Origin of the sequence: Streptomyces humicola (assembly GCF_024436035.1) — a bacterium.
GTDB lineage: Bacteria > Actinomycetota > Actinomycetes > Streptomycetales > Streptomycetaceae > Streptantibioticus_B > Streptantibioticus_B humicola.
Genome location: NZ_JANFNG010000001.1, coordinates 201,730 through 224,774 on the forward strand (window position 1 = coordinate 201,730; position 23,045 = coordinate 224,774).

General features: G+C 67.5%; 16 protein-coding genes and 3 pseudogenes. 10 read left to right on the plus strand and 9 right to left on the minus strand.

Going from position 1 to position 23,045, the window contains the following annotated elements; translation table 11 throughout:
- Window positions 1-29: 29 nt before the first annotated feature.
- Window positions 30-1,028: a LuxR C-terminal-related transcriptional regulator gene (locus tag NGB36_RS00970; RefSeq protein WP_255918074.1), complete on the minus strand. Its 999-nt coding sequence runs from the start codon at window positions 1,026-1,028 to the stop codon at window positions 30-32.
- 513 nt (window positions 1,029-1,541) lie between these two features.
- Here NGB36_RS00970 and NGB36_RS00975 point away from each other — a divergent pair.
- The 4 genes from NGB36_RS00975 to dmpG all read left to right on the plus strand — a co-directional run bounded on the left by NGB36_RS00975 (window position 1,542) and on the right by dmpG (window position 5,816).
- The gene (locus tag NGB36_RS00975) at window positions 1,542-2,798 is read left to right on the plus strand and encodes an NAD(P)/FAD-dependent oxidoreductase (protein ID WP_255918075.1); all 1,257 of its coding nucleotides are present in this window, start codon (window positions 1,542-1,544) and stop codon (window positions 2,796-2,798) included.
- A gap of 176 nt (window positions 2,799-2,974) precedes the next feature.
- On the plus strand, window positions 2,975-3,808 hold the full coding sequence (gene mhpD, locus NGB36_RS00980; protein WP_255918076.1) for a 2-keto-4-pentenoate hydratase: 834 nt from the start codon (window positions 2,975-2,977) through the stop codon (window positions 3,806-3,808).
- The gene (locus NGB36_RS00985) at window positions 3,805-4,776 is read left to right on the plus strand and encodes an acetaldehyde dehydrogenase (acetylating) (protein WP_255918077.1); all 972 of its coding nucleotides are present in this window, start codon (window positions 3,805-3,807) and stop codon (window positions 4,774-4,776) included. Before mhpD ends, NGB36_RS00985 begins: the two co-directional genes overlap by 4 nt.
- Complete coding sequence (gene dmpG / locus NGB36_RS00990; protein ID WP_255918078.1) at window positions 4,773-5,816, plus strand: 4-hydroxy-2-oxovalerate aldolase; 1,044 nt, start codon at window positions 4,773-4,775, stop codon at window positions 5,814-5,816. The genes NGB36_RS00985 and dmpG overlap by 4 nt, the downstream gene beginning before the upstream one ends.
- Before the next feature lie 269 nt (window positions 5,817-6,085).
- On the opposite strand, the gene NGB36_RS00995 is transcribed toward dmpG, so the two are convergent.
- Complete coding sequence (locus tag NGB36_RS00995; RefSeq protein ID WP_255918079.1) at window positions 6,086-7,141, minus strand: lytic transglycosylase domain-containing protein; 1,056 nt, start codon at window positions 7,139-7,141, stop codon at window positions 6,086-6,088.
- A gap of 592 nt (window positions 7,142-7,733) precedes the next feature.
- On the opposite strand from NGB36_RS00995, the gene NGB36_RS01000 reads away from it, so the two are divergent.
- Entirely contained in the window at window positions 7,734-8,054 is a 321-nt protein-coding gene (locus NGB36_RS01000; protein WP_255918080.1) for a 2Fe-2S iron-sulfur cluster-binding protein, read from the plus strand.
- A 24-nt stretch (window positions 8,055-8,078) separates the two neighbouring features.
- Here NGB36_RS01000 and NGB36_RS01005 read toward each other — a convergent pair whose 3' ends face one another.
- Both NGB36_RS01005 and NGB36_RS01010 read right to left on the minus strand, forming a co-directional pair.
- On the minus strand, window positions 8,079-9,527 hold the full coding sequence (locus NGB36_RS01005; protein WP_255918081.1) for an MFS transporter: 1,449 nt from the start codon (window positions 9,525-9,527) through the stop codon (window positions 8,079-8,081).
- Window positions 9,528-9,616: 89 nt separating this feature from the next.
- On the minus strand, window positions 9,617-10,315 hold the full coding sequence (locus NGB36_RS01010; RefSeq protein ID WP_255918082.1) for an LppX_LprAFG lipoprotein: 699 nt from the start codon (window positions 10,313-10,315) through the stop codon (window positions 9,617-9,619).
- Window positions 10,316-10,612: 297 nt separating this feature from the next.
- On the opposite strand from NGB36_RS01010, the gene icmF reads away from it, so the two are divergent.
- From icmF to NGB36_RS01025, 3 genes are all read left to right on the plus strand, one after another.
- The gene (gene icmF, locus NGB36_RS01015) at window positions 10,613-13,864 is read left to right on the plus strand and encodes a fused isobutyryl-CoA mutase/GTPase IcmF (RefSeq protein WP_255918083.1); all 3,252 of its coding nucleotides are present in this window, start codon (window positions 10,613-10,615) and stop codon (window positions 13,862-13,864) included.
- A 110-nt stretch (window positions 13,865-13,974) separates the two neighbouring features.
- Window positions 13,975-14,760, plus strand: coding sequence for an electron transfer flavoprotein subunit beta/FixA family protein (locus NGB36_RS01020; RefSeq protein WP_255918084.1), 786 nt, complete (start codon window positions 13,975-13,977; stop codon window positions 14,758-14,760).
- Between the two features lie 68 nt (window positions 14,761-14,828).
- Window positions 14,829-15,791, plus strand: coding sequence for an electron transfer flavoprotein subunit alpha/FixB family protein (locus tag NGB36_RS01025; protein ID WP_255918086.1), 963 nt, complete (start codon window positions 14,829-14,831; stop codon window positions 15,789-15,791).
- On the opposite strand, the gene NGB36_RS33600 is transcribed toward NGB36_RS01025, so the two are convergent.
- The 4 genes and pseudogenes from NGB36_RS33600 to NGB36_RS01040 form a co-directional block, all read right to left on the minus strand.
- Window positions 15,755-15,934 (minus strand): AraC family transcriptional regulator, encoded by a 180-nt coding sequence (locus tag NGB36_RS33600; protein WP_372509344.1) that lies wholly within the window; start codon window positions 15,932-15,934, stop codon window positions 15,755-15,757. The two genes, NGB36_RS01025 and NGB36_RS33600, sit on opposite strands and share 37 nt — an antisense overlap.
- Window positions 15,935-16,130: 196 nt before the next feature.
- Window positions 16,131-16,592: pseudogene (locus NGB36_RS01030) on the minus strand (hypothetical protein); the annotation flags it as partial.
- Between the two features lie 209 nt (window positions 16,593-16,801).
- The gene (locus tag NGB36_RS33605) at window positions 16,802-17,215 is read right to left on the minus strand and encodes a chaplin (RefSeq protein ID WP_269469681.1); all 414 of its coding nucleotides are present in this window, start codon (window positions 17,213-17,215) and stop codon (window positions 16,802-16,804) included.
- 180 nt (window positions 17,216-17,395) lie between these two features.
- Window positions 17,396-17,636, minus strand: a pseudogene (locus NGB36_RS01040) (chaplin).
- 274 nt (window positions 17,637-17,910) lie between these two features.
- On the opposite strand from NGB36_RS01040, the pseudogene NGB36_RS01045 reads away from it, so the two are divergent.
- Window positions 17,911-18,226: pseudogene (locus NGB36_RS01045) on the plus strand (IS5/IS1182 family transposase); the annotation flags it as partial.
- 132 nt (window positions 18,227-18,358) lie between these two features.
- On the opposite strand, the gene NGB36_RS01050 reads toward NGB36_RS01045, so the two are convergent.
- A complete protein-coding gene (locus NGB36_RS01050) occupies window positions 18,359-21,931 on the minus strand; it encodes a choice-of-anchor D domain-containing protein (protein ID WP_255918087.1) in 3,573 nt (1,190 codons plus the stop codon).
- Window positions 21,932-22,496: 565 nt separating this feature from the next.
- Between NGB36_RS01050 and NGB36_RS01055 the strand changes: the two genes are divergently transcribed.
- Window positions 22,497-23,015, plus strand: coding sequence for a substrate-binding domain-containing protein (locus NGB36_RS01055; protein ID WP_372509345.1), 519 nt, complete (start codon window positions 22,497-22,499; stop codon window positions 23,013-23,015).
- Window positions 23,016-23,045: the final 30 nt, after the last annotated feature.

Sequence of the window (23,045 nt, forward strand, 5' to 3'; positions counted from 1 at the left end):
GCGGCGGACCGTCGACGCAGTCCAGCGACTCAGCGCCCCTGCTGTACCAGTACGTGGTAGTGGGCGACGGCCTGCGCTCGGTTCGCCGCGCCGAGCTTCCGCAGAATATGCTTCACGTGAGACTTCACGGTTCCCTCGGACAGCACAAGCCGGTTGGCGATCTGCGCGTTCGTCGCGCCGGAGGCCATGTGCCGGAGGATTTCCAACTCGCGGCGGGTCAGCGGACTCGCCGCCGGCGCGGCACTGAATCCCGGATCCAGGACGCGGGCCGGCCGTGGTGAGACGGGCTCGGCGCCCTCGCTGGCGGTGGAATGCAGCTCGACGTTGGCGCTGACGAACTCGTCGATCAGGTCGTTGACCCCTCGCGAGTAGTCGTGCAGCTGCCCCCGAATCGCCTGGAGACGCTCGTAGAACGCAGTGCGTTCGATGGCGTGTCCGACGCCCTCGGCGAACATGCCCAGCAGGTCGCGGCTGAACTCATCCATCGCGCTTCCGCCGAGGTACTCGTCGGCATGCAGGAAGCCGATCACGTGGTCGCCGGAGATGACGGGTGCCGCGACGTAACATCGCGTGTTCGTCGCCACCTTCAGTTTCTGGTGCATTCGGGGATTCTTCTGGGGATCCCTGACGATCATCGGTCGCCGCCTGCGGACCAGTTCGGTCTCCAGCAGCTGTGTGGTGAGACGGGAAGGTTCCTCACTGCCTGCCTGCACGAGGAGTTCGGCGAGTTCGTCGTCCCGGTCGACGAACGCGTACCGCGCGACCCAGACACCGTCGGTGACCCGGGACACGAGGGAGCGGCGGAATCCGAGCCGACCTATCTCGCCTGGCAGGCGTTGCGCGAGCTGCTCGACGGTGGTCACCGAGCGCAGCCGCTCCAGGGCCTCCCGTATGGTGACGACGGCGGCGCTTCGGTCCAGCAGTACGGCCTCACGCAGAAAGACACTGCTCTGGTGCAGCTGGTTGAGTATGACGAGGAGACGTTGCCAGGCCGCCTCGTTCCGCTCACTCCGAAGACGGTGCGTCACCGCCTCCTCGGCGGCCGCCAGGAGCGCTTGGCAACGCTGAAAGTCGAGGTCGCTCTCGGATGGCACGTCTGGCATCCCGAGCAGGGAATTCACGGTGGCGAGAAGCTGGCGAACACGTTTGCTCTCGTCAGCCACGTCGGCTGGCGTTCGGAACCGGCTCTGGACTCCCGTCCCACCGATCGAGGCGATGGAGGTGGTGAAGTCAGGCATGCATATTGCCCATTCTCGTTGAGTGGCGGCCGTCGCGAGACTCGGTGTTGGAGGCTTGCACATTGTGGGAACCCGTATAGCTGAGAGTCAAGATGTCGTAACTGATTGGCCGCCTTGTGTTCAGTGATGTTGTTGTGTGCTTTGAGTGTGGGCTGTGTGGTCACGGCATCCGAGCCGTCCGGATAGCTGCGGCCGCTGAGCCGAGACCGCGCTGGCAGCCACCTGGGTATACCCATAAAGAGGGAGCGACATCCCCTCGCGGGAAGATGCCCCGGGAGGGGAGACTGCGAAAAGATCGGTTGCGTGACGAGATCGGAGGAACAGCGCCGCGTAGTGATCGTGGGCGCCGGCCACGGGGGTGCGAATGCGGCTGCGCTGCTGCGGCAGAGCGGCTACGACGGTCAGGTCGTCCTCATCGGGGACGAGCCCGAGTTGCCGTACGATCGCCCACCACTGTCCAAGGACTACCTGATCGGCAAGGTCGAGCGGGACGAGATCAGCTTGTTCCCGGAGGATTTCTACCAGGAACAGGGGGTGACGATACGCACCGCTGAGCGTGTCGTGGCGGTGGATCCCGCTGCAGGATGCGTCGTGCTGGATCCTGGCGAAACGATCTACTATGACCAGTTGATTCTCGCGACAGGGGCGGCGGCGCGAACTTTGCCTGTACCCGGCAATGATCTGACGGGCATCCATACGCTGCGCACCGCCGCGGACGCACGGGCCGTGCGGTCCATAATGCGGCCCGGTGTTCGAATCGCGATAGTGGGTGGTGGATACATTGGCCTCGAAGTCGCCGCCTCGGCGGCTCTCCGCGGTGCCCAGGCAACTGTCCTGGAACGCGAGTCCCGCATTCTGGCAAGAGTTGCCAGCCCGACTCTCTCGGAATTCCTGACGCGCCATCACAGCGCCCAGGGCGTCAGTGTGCGACACTCCGTCCACATCGCCGCGTTCGAGGGCGACGCGGCCGGCCGGGTGGTGGTGGTCCGGTTGTCCGACGGCGAGGCGATCCCCTGCGACGCGGTACTCGTCGGGGTCGGCGCGGTGCCGCGTGACGAACTGGCGGTCGCCGCGGGCCTACGGTGCGACAACGGCGTGCTCGTGGACCCCAACGCGCGTACCAGTGTGCCGTCCATCTACGCGATCGGCGACGTGACACGACGTCCGCTGCACTATCGCGACGGTTCCTTCCGCCTCGAGAGCATCCCGAGCGCGCTGGAACAGGCCCGGCGCGCGGTCGCCGCGATCCTCGGCGCGCCGGAGCCGCGCCCGGAGATCCCGTGGTTCTGGTCGGATCAGTTCGACCTGAAGCTGCAGATCGCCGGACTGCTGGACGACGCCGAGCGCACCGTGGTTCGCGGCGACCCGTCGGCACCCAAGTTCGCGGTGTTCCACCTGAAAGGCGCCCGGATCCGGGCGGTTGAGGCGGTCAACTCGCCTGGTGAGTTCATGATGGGCCGTCGGCTGATGGAGCGGGCGATCGACATCGATCCCGGTCGCCTCGCGGACGAGAGCGTGCCGCTGCGACAGCTGGTCGCCCGTACCCCAACGGTGCCTTGACCCCGGTCGTAGCGGGCCACGGGCACGCCGACCGGCGGCCCATCCGTACTGCAGGCGTTGGCAGAGCCTTGGGCACAGCCGACGGATTCCACCCAGCCCGCCATCTGTTGTTCCGGAGGTTCCGACATGTCCGCTTCCTATGCTCTGCTGCCCCGAGCCTGCCGGCGGTGGTGGCGATGAACACTCCGTCGCTCCCCGAAGCGCTACGCAAGGTGGCCGACGTCCTCGCCCAGGCCGAACGGGCCGGCACCCCCTGCCCTCCGGTCCGCGACCAACTCGACGACGGCGACATCGCGGCGGCCTATGCCGTGCAGCAGGTCAACGTCCAACGCCGGCTCGCCCAGGGCCGTCGCGTCGTCGGTCGCAAGATCGGCCTCACCTCGCCGGCCGTTCAGCGTCAACTCGGTGTCGACCAGCCGGACTACGGTGCCCTGCTGTCCGACATGGCGGTGCCCAACGGCGGCGTGATCCCCGCCGGCCGGTTGCTCCAGCCCAAGGTCGAGGCCGAGGTCGCCCTGGTCCTGGCCGCCGACCTGCCGCACGCCGAAACGACGGTGGCAGATGTGCTGCGGGCCGTCGACTTCGCGCTGCCCGCCCTGGAGATCGTGGACAGCCGGATCGCCGACTGGGACATCAGCATCGTCGACACCGTCGCCGACAACGCGTCATCAGGCCTGTTCGTCCTGGGTGGCACCCCTGTGCCGCTCACCTCCGTCGACCTGCGCTCGGTACGGATGACTCTCACGAGGGGCGGCGAGAAGGTCTCCGAGGGCTCAGGCAGCGACTGTCTGGGCGGCCCGCTCAACGCCACGGTCTGGCTCGCCTCGACGCTCGCCGCCATGGGGAACCCCTTGCGCGCCGGCGACATCGTGCTGACCGGAGCGCTGGGCCCGATGGAGGCAGCCTCGCCCGGTGACACCTTCGAGGCCCGGATCTCCGGTCTCGGCTCCGTGCGGGTCGGCTTCGCCCCGCACGACCCCGCAACCCCGGCACAGGGAGACGAGAAGTGAGCAGCGCAGTGACCCGTGGCCGCACGAAGGTCGCCGTCATCGGCTCGGGCAACATCGGCACCGACCTCGTGATCAAGATTCTGCGGCTCTCCGAGAGCCTGGACGTGGTGGCGTTGGCCGGGATCGACCCCGCCTCGGAGGGGCTGGCCCGAGCCCAGCGTCTGAAGGTGGCCACCACCCACCAGGGCGTTGACGGCCTCGTGGAGATGGACGAGTTCGCCGATGTCGAAATCGTCTTCGATGCCACCTCGGCCGGCGCCCACCAGCGCCATGAGGAGGTGCTGCGCCCCCTGGGCCGCACCCTCGTCGACCTCACCCCGGCGGCCATCGGCCCGTATGTGGTACCCCCAGTCAACGGATACGCCCACCTGGACGCCGCGAACGTCAACATGGTCACCTGCGGCGGCCAGGCCACCATCCCGATCGTCGCCGCGGTCTCGGCCGTCACCCCGGTGCACTACGGGGAGATCGTCGCCTCCATCGCCTCCCGCTCCGCCGGCCCGGGCACCCGTGCGAACATCGACGAGTTCACCGAGACCACCGCCTCGGCTATCGAGAGGGTCGGCGGCGCCGCACGCGGCAAGGCGGTCATCATCCTCAACCCCGCCGAGCCCCCGCTGATCATGCGGGACACCGTGTACTGCCTGGTCTCCGACTGCGACCGGAAGGCCGTGCGGGCCTCGATCGAACAGATGGCCGACGCCGTTCGCGGCTATGTGCCCGGCTACCGCCTCAAGCAGCAGGTGCAGTTCGACGATGTCGCCGCCGACGACCCGCTACGGAGTCTTCTGCCCGCCGGTGCCGGTAGCGGCCCGGCCCTGAAGGTGTCGGTGTTCCTGGAGGTGGAGGGCGCCGCTCACTACCTGCCCGCCTACGCCGGCAACCTCGACATCATGACCTCGGCCGCGCTGCGCACGGCGGAGCGCATGGCCGCACACCGCTCGTCCCGTGAGGTGGCAGCCCGATGACCCCGCAAACCTCCAGCACACCGACGTTGTACGTCCAGGACGTCACCCTCCGGGACGGCATGCACGCCGTCCGCCACCGCTACACCGTCGAGCAGGCCTGCACCATCGCCGCCGCTCTGGACGCCGCAGGCGTGAACGCGATCGAGATCGCCCACGGCGACGGCCTGGCCGGCTCCAGCATCACCTACGGCGTGGGCGCCCACACCGACTGGGAGTGGATCGAGGCCGTCGTCGACGTCACTCGCCACGCCGTCCCCACCACGCTGCTGCTGCCGGGCATCGGCACCCTGCACGACCTGAAGCGGGCGAACGCCCTTGGCATCCAGTCCGTACGCATCGCCACCCACTGCACCGAGGCCGACATCTCGGCCCAGCACATCGCCGCCGCCCGCGAGTTGGGCATGGACGTCGCCGGGTTCCTGATGATGTCCCACATGGCCGAGCCCACAGAACTGGCCCGTCAGGCCAGGCTGATGGAGTCCTACGGCGCCAACTGCGTCTACGTCACCGACTCCGGCGGCCGGCTGACCATGGACGGCGTCCGTGACCGCCTCCGTGCGTACCGCGACGTCCTTGATCCGGCCACCGAACTCGGGATCCACGCACACCACAACCTCGCCCTCGGCGTGGCCAACACCGTGGTCGCTGTGGAGAACGGCGTCACCCGGGTGGACGCCTCCCTCGCCGGACAGGGCGCGGGGGCCGGGAACTGCCCGCTGGAGGCGTTCATCGCGGTCGCGGACCTGATGGGCTGGAAGCACGGCTGCGATCTGTTTTCCCTCATGGACGCCGCCGACGACCTCGTCCGCCCACTTCAGGACCGCGAGGTGCGGGTGGACCGCGAGACCCTCACCCTCGGCTATGCGGGCGTGTACTCGAGTTTCTTGCGCCACGCCGAGGCCGCCGCCGAGCGCTACGGCCTGGACACCCGCAGCGTCCTGGTCGAGGTCGGCCGCCGCAAGATGGTCGGCGGGCAGGAGGACATGATCGCGGATGTTGCTTTGGATCTGGTGGCCAGGGGCCAGAGCCCCGGGGTTTAACGACGGTAGGCAGTGCCGCCCGCTCAGCCTCGGGAGCATGCGGTCACGTGGTCCGCGCCCTTTGACTCCGATCTCGGTAAGCATCCGGAACCGGAGCCGGAGGGCGCGGACCACGTGACCGCGTCATGCTGCACGCGGCCGTGTGCCTGGCCACTCCGGCGTGGGAAAGCGTGAGGTGGTGGTGGGTTTTTTCCACCGCCCCCACCACCTGATCCGCACCGGTCAGGTAATCCCGACCGCCGCAGGCCCCTTCAGGAACCCGGGGAATTTCAGGGAAGCAGAGACGGGAGGGCCCCCTGCAGCGAGTTGACCGGAGCGAGGACCGCGGAGACGGATGCCAACGGCTTCGTCACCGGGAGCACCACCTGACCGACTGTGCTGACGACCGGACCGATCACAGGCACGATGGGCGTGGGCGGCGTGGGAGCAGGCCGCGGCTGGCGGGACACTGGCGAGGGCGAGGGCGAGGGCGAGGCCGGCCGGGGCGCCGAGTGGCTCGGTCGGCTGGTCGTCGAGGCGTCGGAGGACGGTCGGACGGTTTCCGACTGGCCAGTGCTCGACGGCGGAGTGAACCAGGTGAATTCAGCTGCACCAGGCTGGTCGGGCACGGGGACACCGCCGTTCTGGTACACCCGCATCCACTGCTCCACGGTCTCCACGTACTGCGCGGAGTGGTTGTAGGAGAAGATGGCGTTGTACTGCCCGGTCGGCGTACTCAGGTCGCCGCCCCCGGAGCACAGATAGCGTGCCGCCGCGAGGGACGCGTCGTAGACGTTCTCGGGGTTGGCCGTACCGTCCCCGTTGCCGTCCGCGCCCCAACGCTGCCAGGTGGACGGCAGGAACTGCATCGGTCCCACGGCGCGCGCCCACGCCCCGCTCTGGTCCCACTGCGGGCCGACGGTGTTCGGCACCGCGGCCGTGGCCTGCGATCCATTCAGGGCGGGCCCCAGAATCGGACGCAGTACATCGCCGTTGGAGCTCACGTCACCGTTCTCAGCGTGGTCGGACTCCACCTTTCCGATGCCCGCGAGCAACGTCCAGCTCAGGTGGCAGCTCGGGTCGCTGGTGGCCATCGCCATCGCGGAACGCCGGTAGGAGTCCAGTACCGTCGCCGGGATGCCGAACTGCGGACTGTTCGCGGAGAGACGCACCGTGCGCATCGGGTCGGAGGGCGAGTCAACAGCCGACGTGGTGGAACCGGGGGAGATCGCTGTCTGACCGGGCGGGTTCGCATGGGCCGCGGGCTCGGTCAGCGATATCGGCTCGGCTCCGGACAAGGCCAGCGCGCTGGCCAAAGCGACCGCAGGATACATCGTGCGACGCATCGGAAATCCGTTCCACTGCCAGGAGTTCAGCCAACGCCGGTGGTTGTCGTCACATCTGTGCTTCGCACACACGATGAAACCGTCCTTCCCTTGGAGATGTCGCGTCAGTGAGAGATTCGCTTGTGCGGAACCAGGCTCCGTGCAGGGGCGAAGTGCCAGACGCGAAGCAGTTGTGTGTCACCGCTCGACTCGGCCGGGGTCAGTCGGCGGGAAGTGCAGTCGTTTACGGCTATCTGCCAGGTGGCTGAAGGCTATTGGGCCGCGTGTGGCGGGCTCATCGCCCGCCAGGGGTGTATGTCTCTCCCCAATGGGACCATTGCTCACCACGACGGATATCAACCCGATACGAAGTCCCAACCGGCGCGTCCGCGGCACGTTTCGCCTGGCCATGTCGGGGGGGCACATAAGCCAAGGGAGAGAGGAAAGTCCTCCTAACGGGGGATGTCCTTCAGTTCGCGCCTTTCCTAGCCTGATCGAACGGCCCAGGACGCCTACGGTCTGATCGCTGGAACTCAGCCAGCGACTTGTGCCGCCGTCCGGCCGGCCGAAGAACCAGTCCGCGATATCAGTTGCTTTTTACCGAGGAAGTGCCATGCCCAAGATCACCTACGTGTTTCCGGACGGTTCCCAAAAGGAAGTGGATGTGCCGTGCGGGCAGACGGTGATGGACGGTTCGGTCCGTAACAACCTTCCAGGAATCGTTGCCGAATGCGGCGGAAGCTGCTCCTGTGCGACGTGCCACGTCTATGTGGATCCGGACAGTCTCGCCTGTTTCGACGAGCCCACGCACGAGGAGCGGGAGCTGCTGGAGTTCGCCGATGGGCTGCAGGAGAATTCACGGTTGTCGTGCCAGCTCGTACTGACCGAGATCTGCGAAGGAGTCCGAGTGACCGTCGCCGACGGCAACGGCTGACCCAACCCCGGCCCGCAGGGTACTTCATCGTCGACGCGTGCCGATGGCCAGTGACATGAGGGAGCCGGCCAGGCAGACCACTGAGGTGATCAGGAAGATTTCTCGGTATTCGGTCAGGAGCGCGGTGAAGACGGCTTGTCGGTACTCCGCCAGCTCGCGTGCTGCCTCCCCCAGTTGCCGGCCGATGGGAAACGGAAGTACGAGGTGGGCGGTGAGGCTGTGGAACCGATGCAGTCCCCATGCCGACAGTGCGGCAATGCCGAGAAGCATGCCGATCATCCGCGCCACCACCACCCCGGCCGAGGCGATGCCGTGCTTGGCCGCGGGTGTCACCCGCAGTGCCGTGGCGGACAGTGGGGCGATCACCAGGCCGAGACCGAGGCCGGCGATGGCCAGGTCGGTGTCGAGCTTCGGCACTGATACCGAGCCAACCGAATATCGGGCTGTCAACACGTGAAGCGACCAGTGCGACATGAGCAGGTAGCCCGATCCGGCTATGAGCATGCCCGCAGCCGCCACCCCACGCTCACCGAGCCGCCCGGCAAGGATGCCGCCGAGTAGTGCGCCGATCGGCAACGCCACCAGGAATCGGAGCAACAGCCCGACGCTGCCGGCATCGTCGCGCCCCAACAGGGTCTGCGAGAACAGGTCCACGTCCACCAGGGTGACCATGAGCGCCGCGCCGGCCGTGACGCTGGTGCCCAAGGCCGCCATCAGCTGACTCATGTGCACACCTGCCGGATCGAGCAGCTTGGTTCGAGCTCGGGACTCCCAGACGAAGAACAGGGCCAAGGCGGTTACGGCGGCCAGCAGCATCGGCACGCCCCACGGGGGCAGCACGGCGTGCCGCGGATCCGGGTTGTACAGCCCGGCCACAGCCAGGCCGAGCGCGGCCGCCAGCAGAGCGCCTCCGGCCACATCGACCTTGGGGGCCTCATCGCGCGCCCGGTCATGCCGCGGCACGCCGACCTGCACGGCGACCGCGGCGAGCACGGCCAACGGCACGTTGACCCAGAACACTGCGCGCCATCCCGCGAGCGCCGAAAGCCCGATCCCGTACAGGGGGCCCAGCACGCTGCCGAGCTCCTGAGCCGCGCCCAGGAATCCCAGCACGGTAGAGCGCCGGCGGCGTTCGCTCCACAGGTCGCCGGCCAGTGCCAGAGTCACCGGCAGCAGAGCGCCGCCGGCGATGCCTTGCAGGGCCCGGCCGCCCACCAACGTTGGGATGTCGTGAGCCAGCGCGGTGATGGCGGAACCGGCCACGAATCCGACGAGGCACGTCTGCAACACCACTTTGCGGCCGAACCGATCGGAGGCTCCGCCCAATAGGGGCATCGCAGCGACGTAACCGAGCAGATACCCGGTGACCACCGGGGTGACCTGGTCCAGCCTGTTCAACGGAACCTGAAGCGCCTCGACGATCTGCCTGAGCAGGCTGGTGACCACATAGGTATCCAGGGCACCCAGCAGCACGGCCAGCCCACCGGCGCCGATCGCGAGCCGTCGACCGCGGCCGGGGACCGTCAGCTCGCCAGTGGTGAGCGTTTCTTGGGATGGTGAAGTCATCGTAGAGCTGGTGCGGCGATGGTGACCGGCTTGTTCGCATTGGACAGAGTTATGTCCACCGAGGACGAGTGGGCGCCCTGCTTGTCCGACGGGAGCTGTATCAAAGCCCGTACCAGTTGGTGCGTACTGTCCGCGCGTACCCAAACCGTCACTTCAACACTGGAGTCGACCCCTGGCACGAGGCCCGCCACCACACCCTTGCCTGCCTCTCCCGTGACCCGGTAGGCAGCGATCCCGTTGATTGTCTCCTTCCCCTGGGTCCGGGCACCGGTGATGCCCGAGAGGACCCGGGCAGCGCCGGTGTTCGGGTTCAGGATCGCCGTCGGATCGTAAAGCCCGGTGCCACCCGGCACCGGACGGAAACCGCCGGTCGGCCCCTCGAGATAGAGCGCTTTGTCGACCAACACGAACTCGATCTGCAGGGGCTGCCCGAACTCATCGACGGTGGCGGTGCCCTTCGCCTTGCCGTCCCTGGTCAGATCGCCGTCCGCAGCGGTCAGCGGCAGGCCGGGCACTGTCCCGTTCACCTTCACGGTGAAGTGCGCGCTGTTCATCTGGCGAGTGGCGCCGGCCGCCTGGTGGAGCAGCGAGGAACCATCGGGCAGGCTGCTCACCGTGCTCGACGAAGCCGAACAGCCGGCCAGCAGGCAGAGAAGTCCACAGGAAACGAGCGCAACCCAACGGCGCATCAACATGCTGGCATCGTAGACGCCTCAGCAGTCAATGCATCAACTCCGGTAACACCGCGAACGAAGTGATCTGCGCCATGTCCGCGTGGACGGGGCTTGTGCAAGGCATGCGTCTCAGATTTACTAGGGCTTCCTAGTAAATCAACGTACGGTCACTACCTGGTCACGCCGGTGGCGGATGGCCGCTCGTGTGGTCCCGCGACGTGTTGCTCACTGTCTTGGTGTGGGGGCCACGGTCCGTTGTGGTTTCCAGGAGCTGGATGCGCCTACTGCCGTCGCGGCAGGGGCTGTTTGGAGGACACCGTGTCCGCTGCCGTCTCTGATGAGCCGTTGTATCGGTCGAAGCACCCAGTGCGGTTCGTCACTGCCTCTTCGCTGTTCGATGGGCACGACGCTGCCATCAACATCATGCGGCGGATCCTGCAGGCGCAGGGTGCTGAGGTGGTGCATCTGGGGCACAACCGCTCGGTTGATGAGGTGGTCACGGCAGCGTTGGAGGAGGATGTCCAGGGCGTGGCGGTGTCCTCCTACCAGGGCGGTCACGTGGAGTATTTCGAGTACCTGGTGGAGCTGCTGCGCGAGCGTGGCGCGGGGCATGTGCGTGTGTTCGGTGGCGGTGGTGGCGTCATCGTGGCTGAGGAGATCGAGCGGCTGGCCCGTTGCGGGGTGCGGATCTTCTCCCCGGAGGACGGTCAGCGTCTCGGCCTGGCCGGGATGATCAACTCGATGATCGAGGCGTGTGATGTCGCGTTGTGGCAGCAGGCGCCGGCTGATGTGTCGGCCGTGCTGGCGGGGGAGAGGCCGGCGCTGGCGCGGCTGATCACCGGCCTGGAGACCGGTGTGGTGCCGGAGGGGAACGTGGCCGTGGTGCGCGAGGCGGCGGCGGCGCGTGCGGTGCCGGTGCTCGGTATTACCGGCACTGGTGGGTCGGGGAAATCGTCGCTGACCGATGAGCTGGTGCGCCGGTTGCGTGTGGATCAGCAGGACAAGCTGAAGGTTGCGGTCCTGGCGGTGGATCCGACCCGGCGGCGCGGCGGCGGCGCGCTGCTGGGGGACCGGATACGGATGAACTGCCTGGACGGGGACCGGATCTTCTTCCGTTCGCTGGCCACGCGCGGTGGTCGGGAGGTTCCCGAGGGTCTGGCGGATGTGATCGCAGCCTGTGAGGCGGCCGGCTACGACCTGGTGATCGTGGAGACCCCGGGTATCGGGCAGGGGGATGCGGCCATCGTGCCGTATGTAGATGTCTCGCTGTATGTGATGACGCCGGAGTTCGGGGCGGCCTCGCAGTTGGAGAAGATCGACATGCTCGACTTCGCCGACGTGGTGGCGATCAACAAGTTCGAACGGCGAGGCGCCCAGGATGCGTTGCGGGACGTGGGCCGGCAGCTGGTGCGCAATCGAGGGGCGTTCGGCTCGCGTCCGGAAGAGATGCCGGTCTTCGGCACCAGCGCGGCGACCTTCAACGACGACGGCGCGACGGCTTTGTACCAGCACTTGCGGGGTCTCCTGGCAGAGCGTGGCTTGCCGGTGCAGGCCGGGACGCTGCCTGAGGTGCCGGTGCGGCACTCCAGCGGTGTGACCCAGATCGTGCTGTCCTCCCGGGTGCGCTACCTGGCCGAGATCGCCGAGACGGTGCGCCGTTACCACGCCACCACCGCCGAGCAGGCCGAGCAGGCCCGCCGCGTCCAGCGGCTGATCGCCGTCCGCGAGGAGCTGGCCGGTGCCGGGGCCGCCACTGCCGATGTCGAGCGGCTGCTCGACCAGGCCCGCGACCGCCTGGCCCCCCAGGCTCATCACCTGCTGGAGGAGTGGCCGGCCACCGTGCGTGCCTATTCGAGCGACGAGTTGGTGGTCACCGTCCGGGACCGTGAGCTGCGTACCGCTCTGACGCGCGAGTCGCTGTCCGGGAACCGGATCCCGCGGGTAGCGCTGCCCCGCTTCACCGACCACGGCGAGCTGCTGCGGTTCCTGCGGGCGGAGAACCTGCCCGGTCACTTCCCGTTCACCGCGGGGGTGTTCCCGTTCAAGCGGGAGGGTGAGGATCCGGCGCGGATGTTCGCCGGCGAGGGCGATCCGCAGCGCACCAACCGGCGCTTCCACTACCTGTCGAAGGACAGCCAGGCCGCCCGGCTGTCCACTGCGTTCGACTCCGTCACCCTCTACGGCCGCGACCCTGACGAACGCCCGGACATCTACGGCAAAGTCGGCACCTCGGGGGTGTCGGTGGCCACGTTGGAGGACATGAAGGAGCTGTACGCCGGGTTCGACCTGGTCGCCCCGACCACCTCGGTGTCCATGACGATCAACGGTCCGGCCCCGACGATCCTGGCCTTCTTCCTCAATACCGCCATTGACCAGCAGCTGGACGCCTTCCTCGCCGAGCACGGCCGTGGGCCGACGCCCGAGGAGGCGGCCGCGATTCGCGCCAGGACGCTGCGTACGGTGCGTGGCACCGTGCAGGCGGACATCCTCAAGGAGGACCAGGGCCAGAACACCTGCCTGTTCTCCACCGAGTTCAGCCTGCGGATGATGGCCGACATTCAGGAGTGGTTCATCCAGAACGAGGTCCGCAACTTCTACTCGGTGTCCATCTCCGGCTACCACATCGCCGAGGCAGGAGCGAACCCCATCAGTCAGCTCGCCTTCACTCTCGCCAACGGCTTCACCTACGTCGAGGCCTACCTCGCCCGCGGCATGAAGGTCGATGACTTCGCGCCCAACCTGTCCTTCTTCTTCTCCAACGGCATGGACCCCGAGTACTCGGTGCTCGGCCGTGTCGCGCGCCGCATCTGGGCCATTGCCATGCGCGACCGGTACGGGGCGAACGAGCGCAGCCAGAAGCTGAAGTACCACATCCAGACCTCCGGCCGATCCCTGCACGCCCAAGAGATGGACTTCAACGACATCCGCACCACTCTGCAGGCCCTCATAGCCATCTACGACAACTGCAACTCCCTGCACACCAACGCCTACGACGAGGCGATCACCACCCCCACCGAGGATTCGGTGCGCAGGGCGCTGGCCATCCAGCTGATCATCAACCGGGAGTGGGGGCTGGCGATGAACGAGAACCCCCTCCAGGGCTCGTTCATCATCGACGAGCTCACCGACCTGGTCGAGGAAGCCGTCCTGGCCGAGTTCGAGCGGATCACGGAGCGCGGCGGCGTGCTCGGCGCCATGGAGACCGGCTACCAGCGCGGCCGCATCCAGGACGAGTCCATGCTCTACGAGCAGCGCAAGCACGACGGCACTCTGCCCATCGTCGGCGTCAACACCTTCCGCAACCCCCGAGCCGACGCCGACCAGGCCACCACGGTGATCGAACTAGCCCGGGCCACCGAGGCCGAGAAGCAGTCCCAGCTCACGCGCGTCCGCGACTTCCAGGCCCGCCACCGCGACCAGGCCCACGCCGCCCTCGCCGACCTCAAGCGCGCCGCCTCCGGCGGCGAGAACGTCTTCGCCGTCCTGATGGACGCCGCCCGGGTCTGCACCCTGCAGCAGATCACCGAGGCGTTCTTCGAAGTCGGCGGACAGTACCGGCGCAACATCTGAACCCGGCCGGGCCCTCCGGCGCAAAGGAATGACAGGTTGAGTCCCAGTAGGGCTTCGAAGAGCGCCTTCCGAGGTGCCTGAGGTCGCGTGGGTTGACGAGGAGACACGCTGTGAGCTTGAGGATCGTTGTCTGCGTGAAGTACGTGCCCGATGCCACGGGTGACCGTCACTTCGCGGAGGACCTGACCACTGCCCGTGATGCGGTGGACGGCCTGCTGTCCGAGCTGGACGAGTACGCGGTGGAGCAGGCGCTGCAGATCGCGGAGGCGGCTGACGACGCGGAGGTCACGGTGTTGACCATGGGGCCGGAGGACGCTAGGGACGCGCTGCGCAAGGCGCTGTCGATGGGTGCGGACAAGGCCGTGCATGTGGAGGACGACGCGCTGCACGGCAGTGACGTGATGGGCACCTCGCTGGTGCTGGCCAGGGCCATCGAGCGGACCGGGTACGACCTGGTGGTGTGTGGCATGGCCTCGACCGACGGCACCATGGGCGTGCTCCCGGCGATCCTGGCCGAGCGGCTGGGTGTCCCGCAGGTCACGCTGCTGTCCGAGGTGGCGGTCGCCGGGGGGAACGTGCTCGGCCGCTGGGACGGGGACACGGCGTCCGAACGGGTGGAGGCGCAGCTGCCCGCGGTGGTCTCGGTCACCGACCAGTCGGGTGAGGCGCGTTATCCCTCCTTCAAGGGGATCATGGCGGCCAAGAAGAAGCCGGTGGAGTCGCTGGAGCTGTCGGATCTGGGTATCGACGCGGGCGAGGTGGGTCTGGCCGGTGCCCGGACGGCGGTAGAGGAGGCTGCCGAGCGCCCGGCGCGGAGTGCTGGAACGATCGTCAAGGACGAGGGCGAGGGCGGCAAGCAACTGGCCGCCTTTCTTGCGGAGAGCAAGTTCATCTGAACCGCGCACTCCTTCCGCCGCCCTGACCAACCCCCTTCACACGCCTTTATTCGCAGGAGAGCAATCCCATGGGTGCAGTCCTCGTCTACGTCGACCAGGTGGACGGTGCCGTCCGCAAGCCGACCCTTGAACTACTGACCTTGGCCCGGCGGATCGGTGAGCCGGTCGCCGTGCACCTCGGCCCGGGTGCCGAGGTGGCTGCCTTGGTGCTGGCCGAGCACGGCGCGGCCCGAGTGCTCGCCGCGGAGGCGCCGGAGTTCGCCGAGTACCTGGTGGTGCCGAAGGTGGACGCGCTGGAGGCGGCGGCCAAGGCCATGAACCCGGTGGCGGTTTTGGTCCCGTCCTCCGGTGAGGGTAAGGAGATTGCCGCCCGCCTGGCGGTGCGCCTGGGGTCCGGCATTATCACCGATGCCGTGGACCTGGAGGCCGGTGTTGACGGCCCCGTCGCGACCCAATCCGTCTTCGCTGCATCGTTCACCACCAAGTCCCGTGTCACCAAGGGCACTCCGGTGATCACGGTCAAGCCAAACTCGGCGACCCCGGAGCAGGCGCCGGCCGCCGGGGCCGTCGAGCCGCTGACGGTGGCCTTCGGCGATGCGGCGAGGGGCGCGAGGGTGGTGTCCCGCAGTCCGCGTGAGTCGACCGGGCGTCCGGAGTTGACCGAGGCCGCGATCGTGGTCTCCGGTGGGCGTGGTGTCGGCGGTGCGGAGAACTTCTCCGTCATCGAGAGGCTGGCGGATTCGCTCGGCGCGGCGGTGGGTGCCTCGCGCGCCGCGGTGGACGCTGGCTGGTATCCGCACAGCAACCAGGTGGGGCAGACGGGTAAGACGGTCTCGCCGCAACTGTATGTGGCCTGTGGTGTCTCGGGTGCGATTCAGCACCGGGCGGGCATGCAGACCTCCAAGACGATCGTGGCGGTCAACAAGGACCCGGAGGCCCCGATCTTCGACCTCGTCGACTACGGCGTGGTGGGTGACCTCTTCGAGGCCGTGCCTCAGCTGACCGAGGAGGTCAAGACCCGCAAGAATTGAACGCATCCGAGAGCGGACGTGATCCTTGTCGTGCCGAGTTCCCGGCGAAAGAGCCTGCTGAAGTGCCGTGTGCTGAAGCCGGCACGGCGGGCCATGGCATCCAGGCTCTGGGGGGCACGGGGATCGGCTGCCATGGCATCCATCACCTGCCCGTACTGCGGGTGCTTCGCCTGGCGCGGGCTCAGACGAGCGCTGAGCTGGGACTGCCCCCCCGGGGCGGGCCATGAAAACGACGAGCTGTCGTGCCACGCTGCGCGCCTTGTCAGCTCCGTGGTCCTTTTCGACCAGCGCGAGTGTCAGGTCGATGCCTGAGGTGACGCCGGCGGAGGTTGAGACGTTGCCGTCTGTGACGAACAACGGGTCGGCCTCGACCTGGACCTTCGGATAGGCCGTTTCCAGCTCCCGGGCCAGTTCCCGGTGCGTGGCGGCCCGCCGGCCGTCCAGCACACCGGTCTCGGCCGGCACAAACGCCCCGGAACACACGGAGATGACGCGCCTGCAACGCGGTGCCAGGCCCGCGGATGGCCGCCGGGGAGTACATCTCGATGCGCAGCCAGCGAGAGGCGTACGAACGCGAAATCGATTATGGGGCGCACCCACGCCCTGCGGGTGACAGGACGCGTTGGGTGACGCACTCGGAGCGGAAAACGCTGCGCAGTCCGCGATGAAGCCCCTGTCAGGCCACGTCAAGGGGGCTTCATCGCGTTCGGACGGCTGTCCCGGCTGATAGATGCCACCCGATGCCGGCCCCGCCTCATGCGGTCTGGATAGAGGCGAGGCCGTACAACACGATGAAAACATCGAGCTGCGCAGATCGGGGGCTGGGACACGCGGGGGCGTACCCGGGTGGCGGCTCGCGTGATGGTCTCGCACCCTCCGGGCGTGGTGAGGCCTGGTCGCGCGTTACGACGAGACGTCCGACGGCTACATGGCGGGGCTTCAGCTGCGCGGATCGAACAACTGGATGCGCAGCCTCCGCCCCGCCACCTGATCACGACTCCGAACCGGTCCTAGGTCCAGTGGCGCCGCGGGGGGCAGTGCTTGCGGTGCTGTGGCGGTTTGTGGTGCCGCGGGTGACAGGGGCACGTCGGCGTCGGCGTCGGTGTGCCCGTCGGTGTCGCTGTCACCGTCTCTGTCACCGTTGGCGTCGGCGTCGGCGTCGGCGTCGGTGTGCCCGTCGGGGTTCTGTTCGCGCAGGTGTTGCCGAAGGCGGGGTTGAAAACGCCGATAACGGTGACGGTGTTGCCGCACAGATTGAGCGGGATATGGACCGGTACCTGAATGACGTTTCCGGACAGCGCGCCCCGCGAGTTGGTGGCGGTTCCTTGCGCGCCGGAGTCTGCGACGGCGTAGCCGGCGACAGCAGCGAGAGCGCTGCCCGTTGCGGCCATCGTGATCACGGCCTTCTTCGCGATTTGTCTCATCGCATCAGTTCCGTTCTTTCTGGCCCTGCGGGATGGTTCTCGCAGGAGCGCTGCAATCGGGGACGACCATGAGCATGGACTGACTGTTCACCTGGTCGCCTGTCAGTCACCGGCCCTTGGCAGCTGGTGCCGAGCGTTGCGGGCACTTGGCACCAGCTCGTGACCGAGCCGGTCGCGGAGTCACTGGCTGGTGCAGGTGTTGCCGAAGGCGGGGTTGAACACGCCGATAACGCTGACAGTGTTTGCCGCACAGATTGAGCGGGATATGGACCGGCACCTGAATGACGTTTCCGGACAGCGCGCCCGGCGAGTTGGTGGCAGTCCCGTTGGCAGTGGCATCGGCCGAGGCTGCACCCGCGGTACCTGCCAAGGCTCCGCCTGTGGCAACGGTCACGACAACTGCTTTGGCAATACGTGGCATTACCGAGCTCCTTCCGAGCCTGAACGGCTTGCTGACCAGCAGCCCCAGAGCCGCAGGGCGCTCGAGCATGCATGCAGACCGACAGGCCCAGCGCCCGGCGCGACCCCAGGAACTATGATCATCGGCACGGCAGCGGCCCGGTTACCGCCCTGACACCTACTCAGGCCCCTAATATCACTATTTTGAGATGAACATCTCGCCCGAACAGCGGACAGCCCGTGGCCCCTGGCCGGCGGCACGGCCGGTAAGGCCCCCGGGAATACACTCCCCAATGGTCCACATGGCGGCGGACCGCCGCTGCCGCCCGCTGGCGATCGTGCTGCCTGCCGGGCAGGCCGCCGACATCCCTCGGTTCGTCGCGGTGCTGGAGAAGGTCACGGTGCGTGGGCCGGTCGGCCTCCACGTACCCGGCCGGACGCGGCCGCCGCCGATAAGACATCCTCCCGGGCCAATGGTGCCTATCTGCGCAAACGCCAGACAAGGCGGTGATGCCGGAGGAAGCCGACCAGGCCGCGGACCACAGGAAGCGCGGCAGCGCCGGCGGGCGGCCGGTCTCCCACGATGCCGACCAGTACAAGGAACGCAACACATCAGGCTGCGGGCCTGTTGGGCCACTCCTCCAGCACCCGCAGCGGGCTGGCCACGGCAGCTCGGCCTGCAGCACGAGATTCCACGGTGCCGCCACGTGCGGGACATGCGGCGGCACCGTGGGGTGGCTCAGCTCACGTGTTCCAGATCTGGAACTCCGAGACCTGGCCCGCCGGCCAGCCGGTGTTGGCGGTGATGTTGACCCGCCAGTACCGCTGGGTGCTTGCCGGGAAGGTGATGGTGACGGTGTTGTTGTCGGCATTCGGGTCGAAGGTGTAGGTGGCCGAGGGGACGACCGTGGTGAAGTGACTGCCGTCGGTGCTGCCCAGCAGAGAGAGCGTCTGGTTGCGGGCGCCCCAGCTGGTGCTCGCGGGCAGTTCCAGGACCGCCCGGCTGACGCTCTGCGCGGAGCCGAGGTCCACCTGCACCCACTGCGGCAGGTCGTTGTTGGCACTCTCCCAGTAGGTGCTCTGGTCGCCGTCCGTGACGTTGGAGGAGACGTAGTTCTGGGTATGGCTGGACTCGCTCGTGGCCTTGCCCAGGGCGAGGTTGCTGCTGGTGCTGCCGGTCCCGGTGCCGGTCAGCGCGACGGTGGTCGGGCTGTTGGACGCGCTACCGGTGATGGTGAGGCTACCGGTACGGGTGCCGGTCGCGGTCGGTGTGAAGGTGACGTTGACCGTGCATGACGCTCCCGCGCTGATCGAGCTGCCGCAGTTGTTGGTTTGCGCGAAGTCGCCCGTGGTCGCGATGGACGAGACGGACGCGGCGGCCGTCGCGGTGTTGGTGACGGTGACGGCCTGCGCGGCGCTGGCGGTGTTGACGGCCTGGCCGGCGAAGCTCAGCGATGTCGGGGCAACCGACAGTGTCGCGGAGGAGGAGCCGCTGCCGCTCGGGAAGACCTCGAAGTCGGAGATCTGACCAGCGGCCCAGCCGGTGTTGGCGGTGATGTTGACCCGTACGTAGCGGGTGGTGGTGGCGCTGAAGGTGATGGTGACGGTGTTGTTGTTGGCATTTGGGTCGAAGTTGTAGCCGGCCGAGCCGACGATGGTGGAGAAGTTGGTGCCGTCCGTGGACCCCAGCACCGAGAGGGTCTCGGTGCGGGCACCCCAGGCTGTCGAGGGCGGGAGCTTTAGCACCAGTTTGCCGATGCTGTAGCGCTGGCCGAGGTCCACCTGGGCCCACTGCGGGAAGGAGCCGTTGGCGCTCTCCCAGTAGGTCGACGGATCGGCGTCGGTCATGTTCGCCGGGATGTACTGACCGTTGCTTGAGCTGGCCGAGGCGGGCTGTCCAGCCGCGATGTTGGTAGTGCTGTCGACGGCGCCGCCGGTCAGTGCGACGGTGGTTGGGCTGTTGTTGGCGTTGCTGGTGACGGTCAGCGTGCCGGTGCGGGTGCCGGCTGTGGTGGGCTTGAAGGTGACGGTCACCGCGCAGGAGGCGCCAACGGCGACCGAGGAGCAGTTGTTGGTCTGGCTGAAGTCGCCGGTCACCGCCACGTTGGATACGGTTGCGGTGGTGGTGCCTGAGTTGGCCAGGGTCACGGTCTGTGCGGCGGCGGAGGCGCCGACGACCGTGCGTCCGAAGGAGAGGCTGCTCGGGTTGGTGCCCAGCACCGGGCCTGGTGCGGTGCCCGTGCCGGACAGGTTGACCGTGTTGGTGACGGCGCCGGCGGTCACGGTCAGGGTCCCTGTGCGGTTGCCCGTCGCGGTCGGTGAGAACGTGACGCTGACCCTGCAGGAGCCGTTCGCGGCGATGGAGTTGCCGCAGGTGTTCGTCTGGGCGAAGTCGCCGGTGGTGGCGATGGAGGAGACGGAGGCGGCCGAGCCGGTCGGGTTGGAGATCGTGACCGTCTGCGCCGTGCTGGTCGCGCCGGTTGCCACCGAGCCGAAGTCCAGCGCGCTGGGAGCGACCGTAACGCTGGTCGGCGGGTATGGCGGGTAGACGGGGGTGGGCCAGCCTCCGCAGTACGGGGCGCCGCTGATGCCGGAGTTGCCGCCGTCGTCAGTGACGGTGAAGTTGCCGCCTTCGCAACTGTAAACAGCGGCTGGGCCGTTGACACCGGCTGCGGTGACGTTGGTGAACGAGGCGCCGCCGCCGGTCTGCTCCTGCATGGCGAAGGTGCCGGTGCCGGAGATGGTGACGTTGTTGAGGTTGACCCCGCTGATCGTGCCCTCGACCCACTGGACGGCCTCGTAGGGGCTCTGCTCGATCAGCGCGTTGCTGACGTTGATCGGCCCGGTGATCGCGCCCTGGCTGCCGTCGAACCAAAGCGATCCGACGCCGAACTGCCAGTTCGGGTCGAGATCGCCGTTCCGGATCAGGGTGTTGTTCGAGATGGTCGTGGTGCCGACCGGCGTCGAGGAGAAGCGCTGGCCGACGTGGATGCCGCCGCCCTGGGTGATGCCGGTGTCCTCGACCAGATTGCCAGTGACGGTGTTGTCGTGCCCGCCGTAGATAGCGATGCCGTTGGCCAGCATCTGCAGTTGCACGGTGTTGTTGGAGATGGTGTCGTTGGCGTCCGCACCGATGCTGGAGTCGGCCCAGGTGGCGATGCCGTCGTCACCGGTGTTGCGGATGTCGCTGTTGGTGACCTTCGAGTTGGTGACGCCGCCGTGGAAGTTGATGCCGTCGGCGGTGGTGTCGCGGATTCGCATGCCGCTGAAGGTCAGACCGTCCATCGGCCCGTCCATCCAGGCGCCGACCTTGTCGTGCTCGATCCACAGGTTGGACACGGTGGAGTTGCTCATTGCGCCGCCGACGCCGTTGACCTGGGCGCTGTCGTTGCGGTCCTGGACGTTGCCGAAGATCGCGAAGTTCTGCAGATGCACATTGGTGCTCGGGTTCGGCGCCGAGTTGCCGTAGAAGCCCGGCGCCGAGCCGGTGACGGTCGAGTACCACATGCCCGCGCCGGCGATGGTCACGTTGTTGACGCTGACGTGGCCCGGGACGTTGTACGTGCCGGGCGGTATCCAGACCGTGCCACCCGGCCCGGCCGCAGTGATGGCGGCGTTGAAGGCGCTGGTCGCGTCGTTGACCCCGGTCGGATCGGCGCCCTCGCTGGTGACCGACACCGACCCCGACGGCTGCGTCAGCGGGGCTCCGACCTGCTCGAAGTCGGCGAAGTCGATGGAATAGGAGGAGGCGTTGTCGCCCGAGTCGACCTGAAGCTTGAAGGTGGTGCCCGCGGGGTAGGTAGTGCTGAAGAGCCGGTGGACCTCGTCGTAGAAGTGGTGCGGGTTACTGCCGGGCGTGTTGGTGAACGGGTAGCTGCCGTAGAACCAGCTGTAGGCGTTGGTGAGAGTGAAATTGCTCTGCTTGACGCCGTTGATGTAGAGCGAGAGCGGTGCGGTGTAGACGGAGCCGTCCGAGCTGTCGGGGATGCTGTAGCGGAAGTCGATCGAGTTGGTCGCCACTGGCGTGCTGAAACTGACGTACTGTCCGCTTCCGTTGCCCTGGAGGGTCACCGCCTTGCGGCCCGACGCCTCGTCGGCCAACTGGCCCTGGGTGTAACTGGGGCCGATCACGGTGCCGTTGGTAGCGGAGTTCTCCGCCTGCACCTCGGCGTAGGGAAGACTCGCACCGTTGCCGCCGGTGGCGGTGGCGGTGGCGTACGCGGGCTGGACCGTCAGAGCGACGGCTGCCGCGGATAGCAGGGCGGTACTGCCGCCGATGGCGACCGCCCGTCTGAGTGAGCGTAGGCGCTGGAACAAGGTCGCTCCTTGGGAACACGGATGGTTACCTGCGACATGCAGCCGCCGCGCGGGATGCCCTGGGACGGGTGGTGGGCACAAGCGGTCCCGGGCATGACAAATTGGCTTACTGGCCCGTGCCGGATGGGCGAAGTGGTGCAGGGACGGTGCGTGCGGTGCGCGTGGAGCGGTCTGGGCGGCTGCGCGTGGGAACCGTAATACATGCGACGTCAGAGCGCAATAAGTCGATAACATAGTGCATGGATTGCTACATCGACGAAAATATTCAGTGTGATGACGTGATCGTAACCGCATGTCCTCGGCTGAAGGGGAGGGGCCGCCGGGGCGGTCCGCTGTAGAGATCGAGCCGTAGAGATCGATTGGCTTGGGTCGCCGCGCCGGGCGCAGCCTGCGTCAACGCGTCCTCCCGGGGCCGCGGGCTATTCGGCTCGCTGCACGTGCTGATGTTTTTTGCGCGTCATAGCAAGAACGAGCAGACCCAGACCGCACTGGATGTACCCGGGTGCGAGCGACTGACCCAGCTGCGCGGCGAGCGCTCGGGGGCCTAGCGCTCTGCGAGAGGGAGGTGGAGCACGCCCTGCTCTCTCCGGAAGACGGCCAGGCGGCAGCCACCCGCCTGCTGCAGTGCGGCATCACGGCATCTGAGCTTCCGACCTCGCTGGCCCTCGGCGCGGTCCGGGCCGCGCGGCGACGGGGCCTCGATGTCCCGAAAGATCTGTCGGTCGTCGGCTACGACGATTCCTCGTTCATGACCTGCATCGATCCGGCGCTCACCATGATTCGCCGGCCCATCGAGTCAATGGGGCGCGCCGCCATCGAGCTGCTCGTGAGCGAGTTGGCCGGCGCCAAAGTCATGCACGACGAGCTGCTCTTCGAACCCGAGTTGGTCGTGCGCGCATCAACCGGGCCGGCTCGTGGCTGTCAGGTCCGCCCATTCGATCGCTCCGCGTCCGGAGCCGCAGAGGGCCGCACTCCCCTGGGTGCGGCCCTCTGCGATCAGAAGTTGCTACATCTCGACTCAGAGTTCGTTGCTTGCAGATTTTCGTCGACATCTTGCGTAGTTGCCTGGCCGCTGCTTAAGTGATGCCCGCCACACCCCACTCGCACTCCGCCC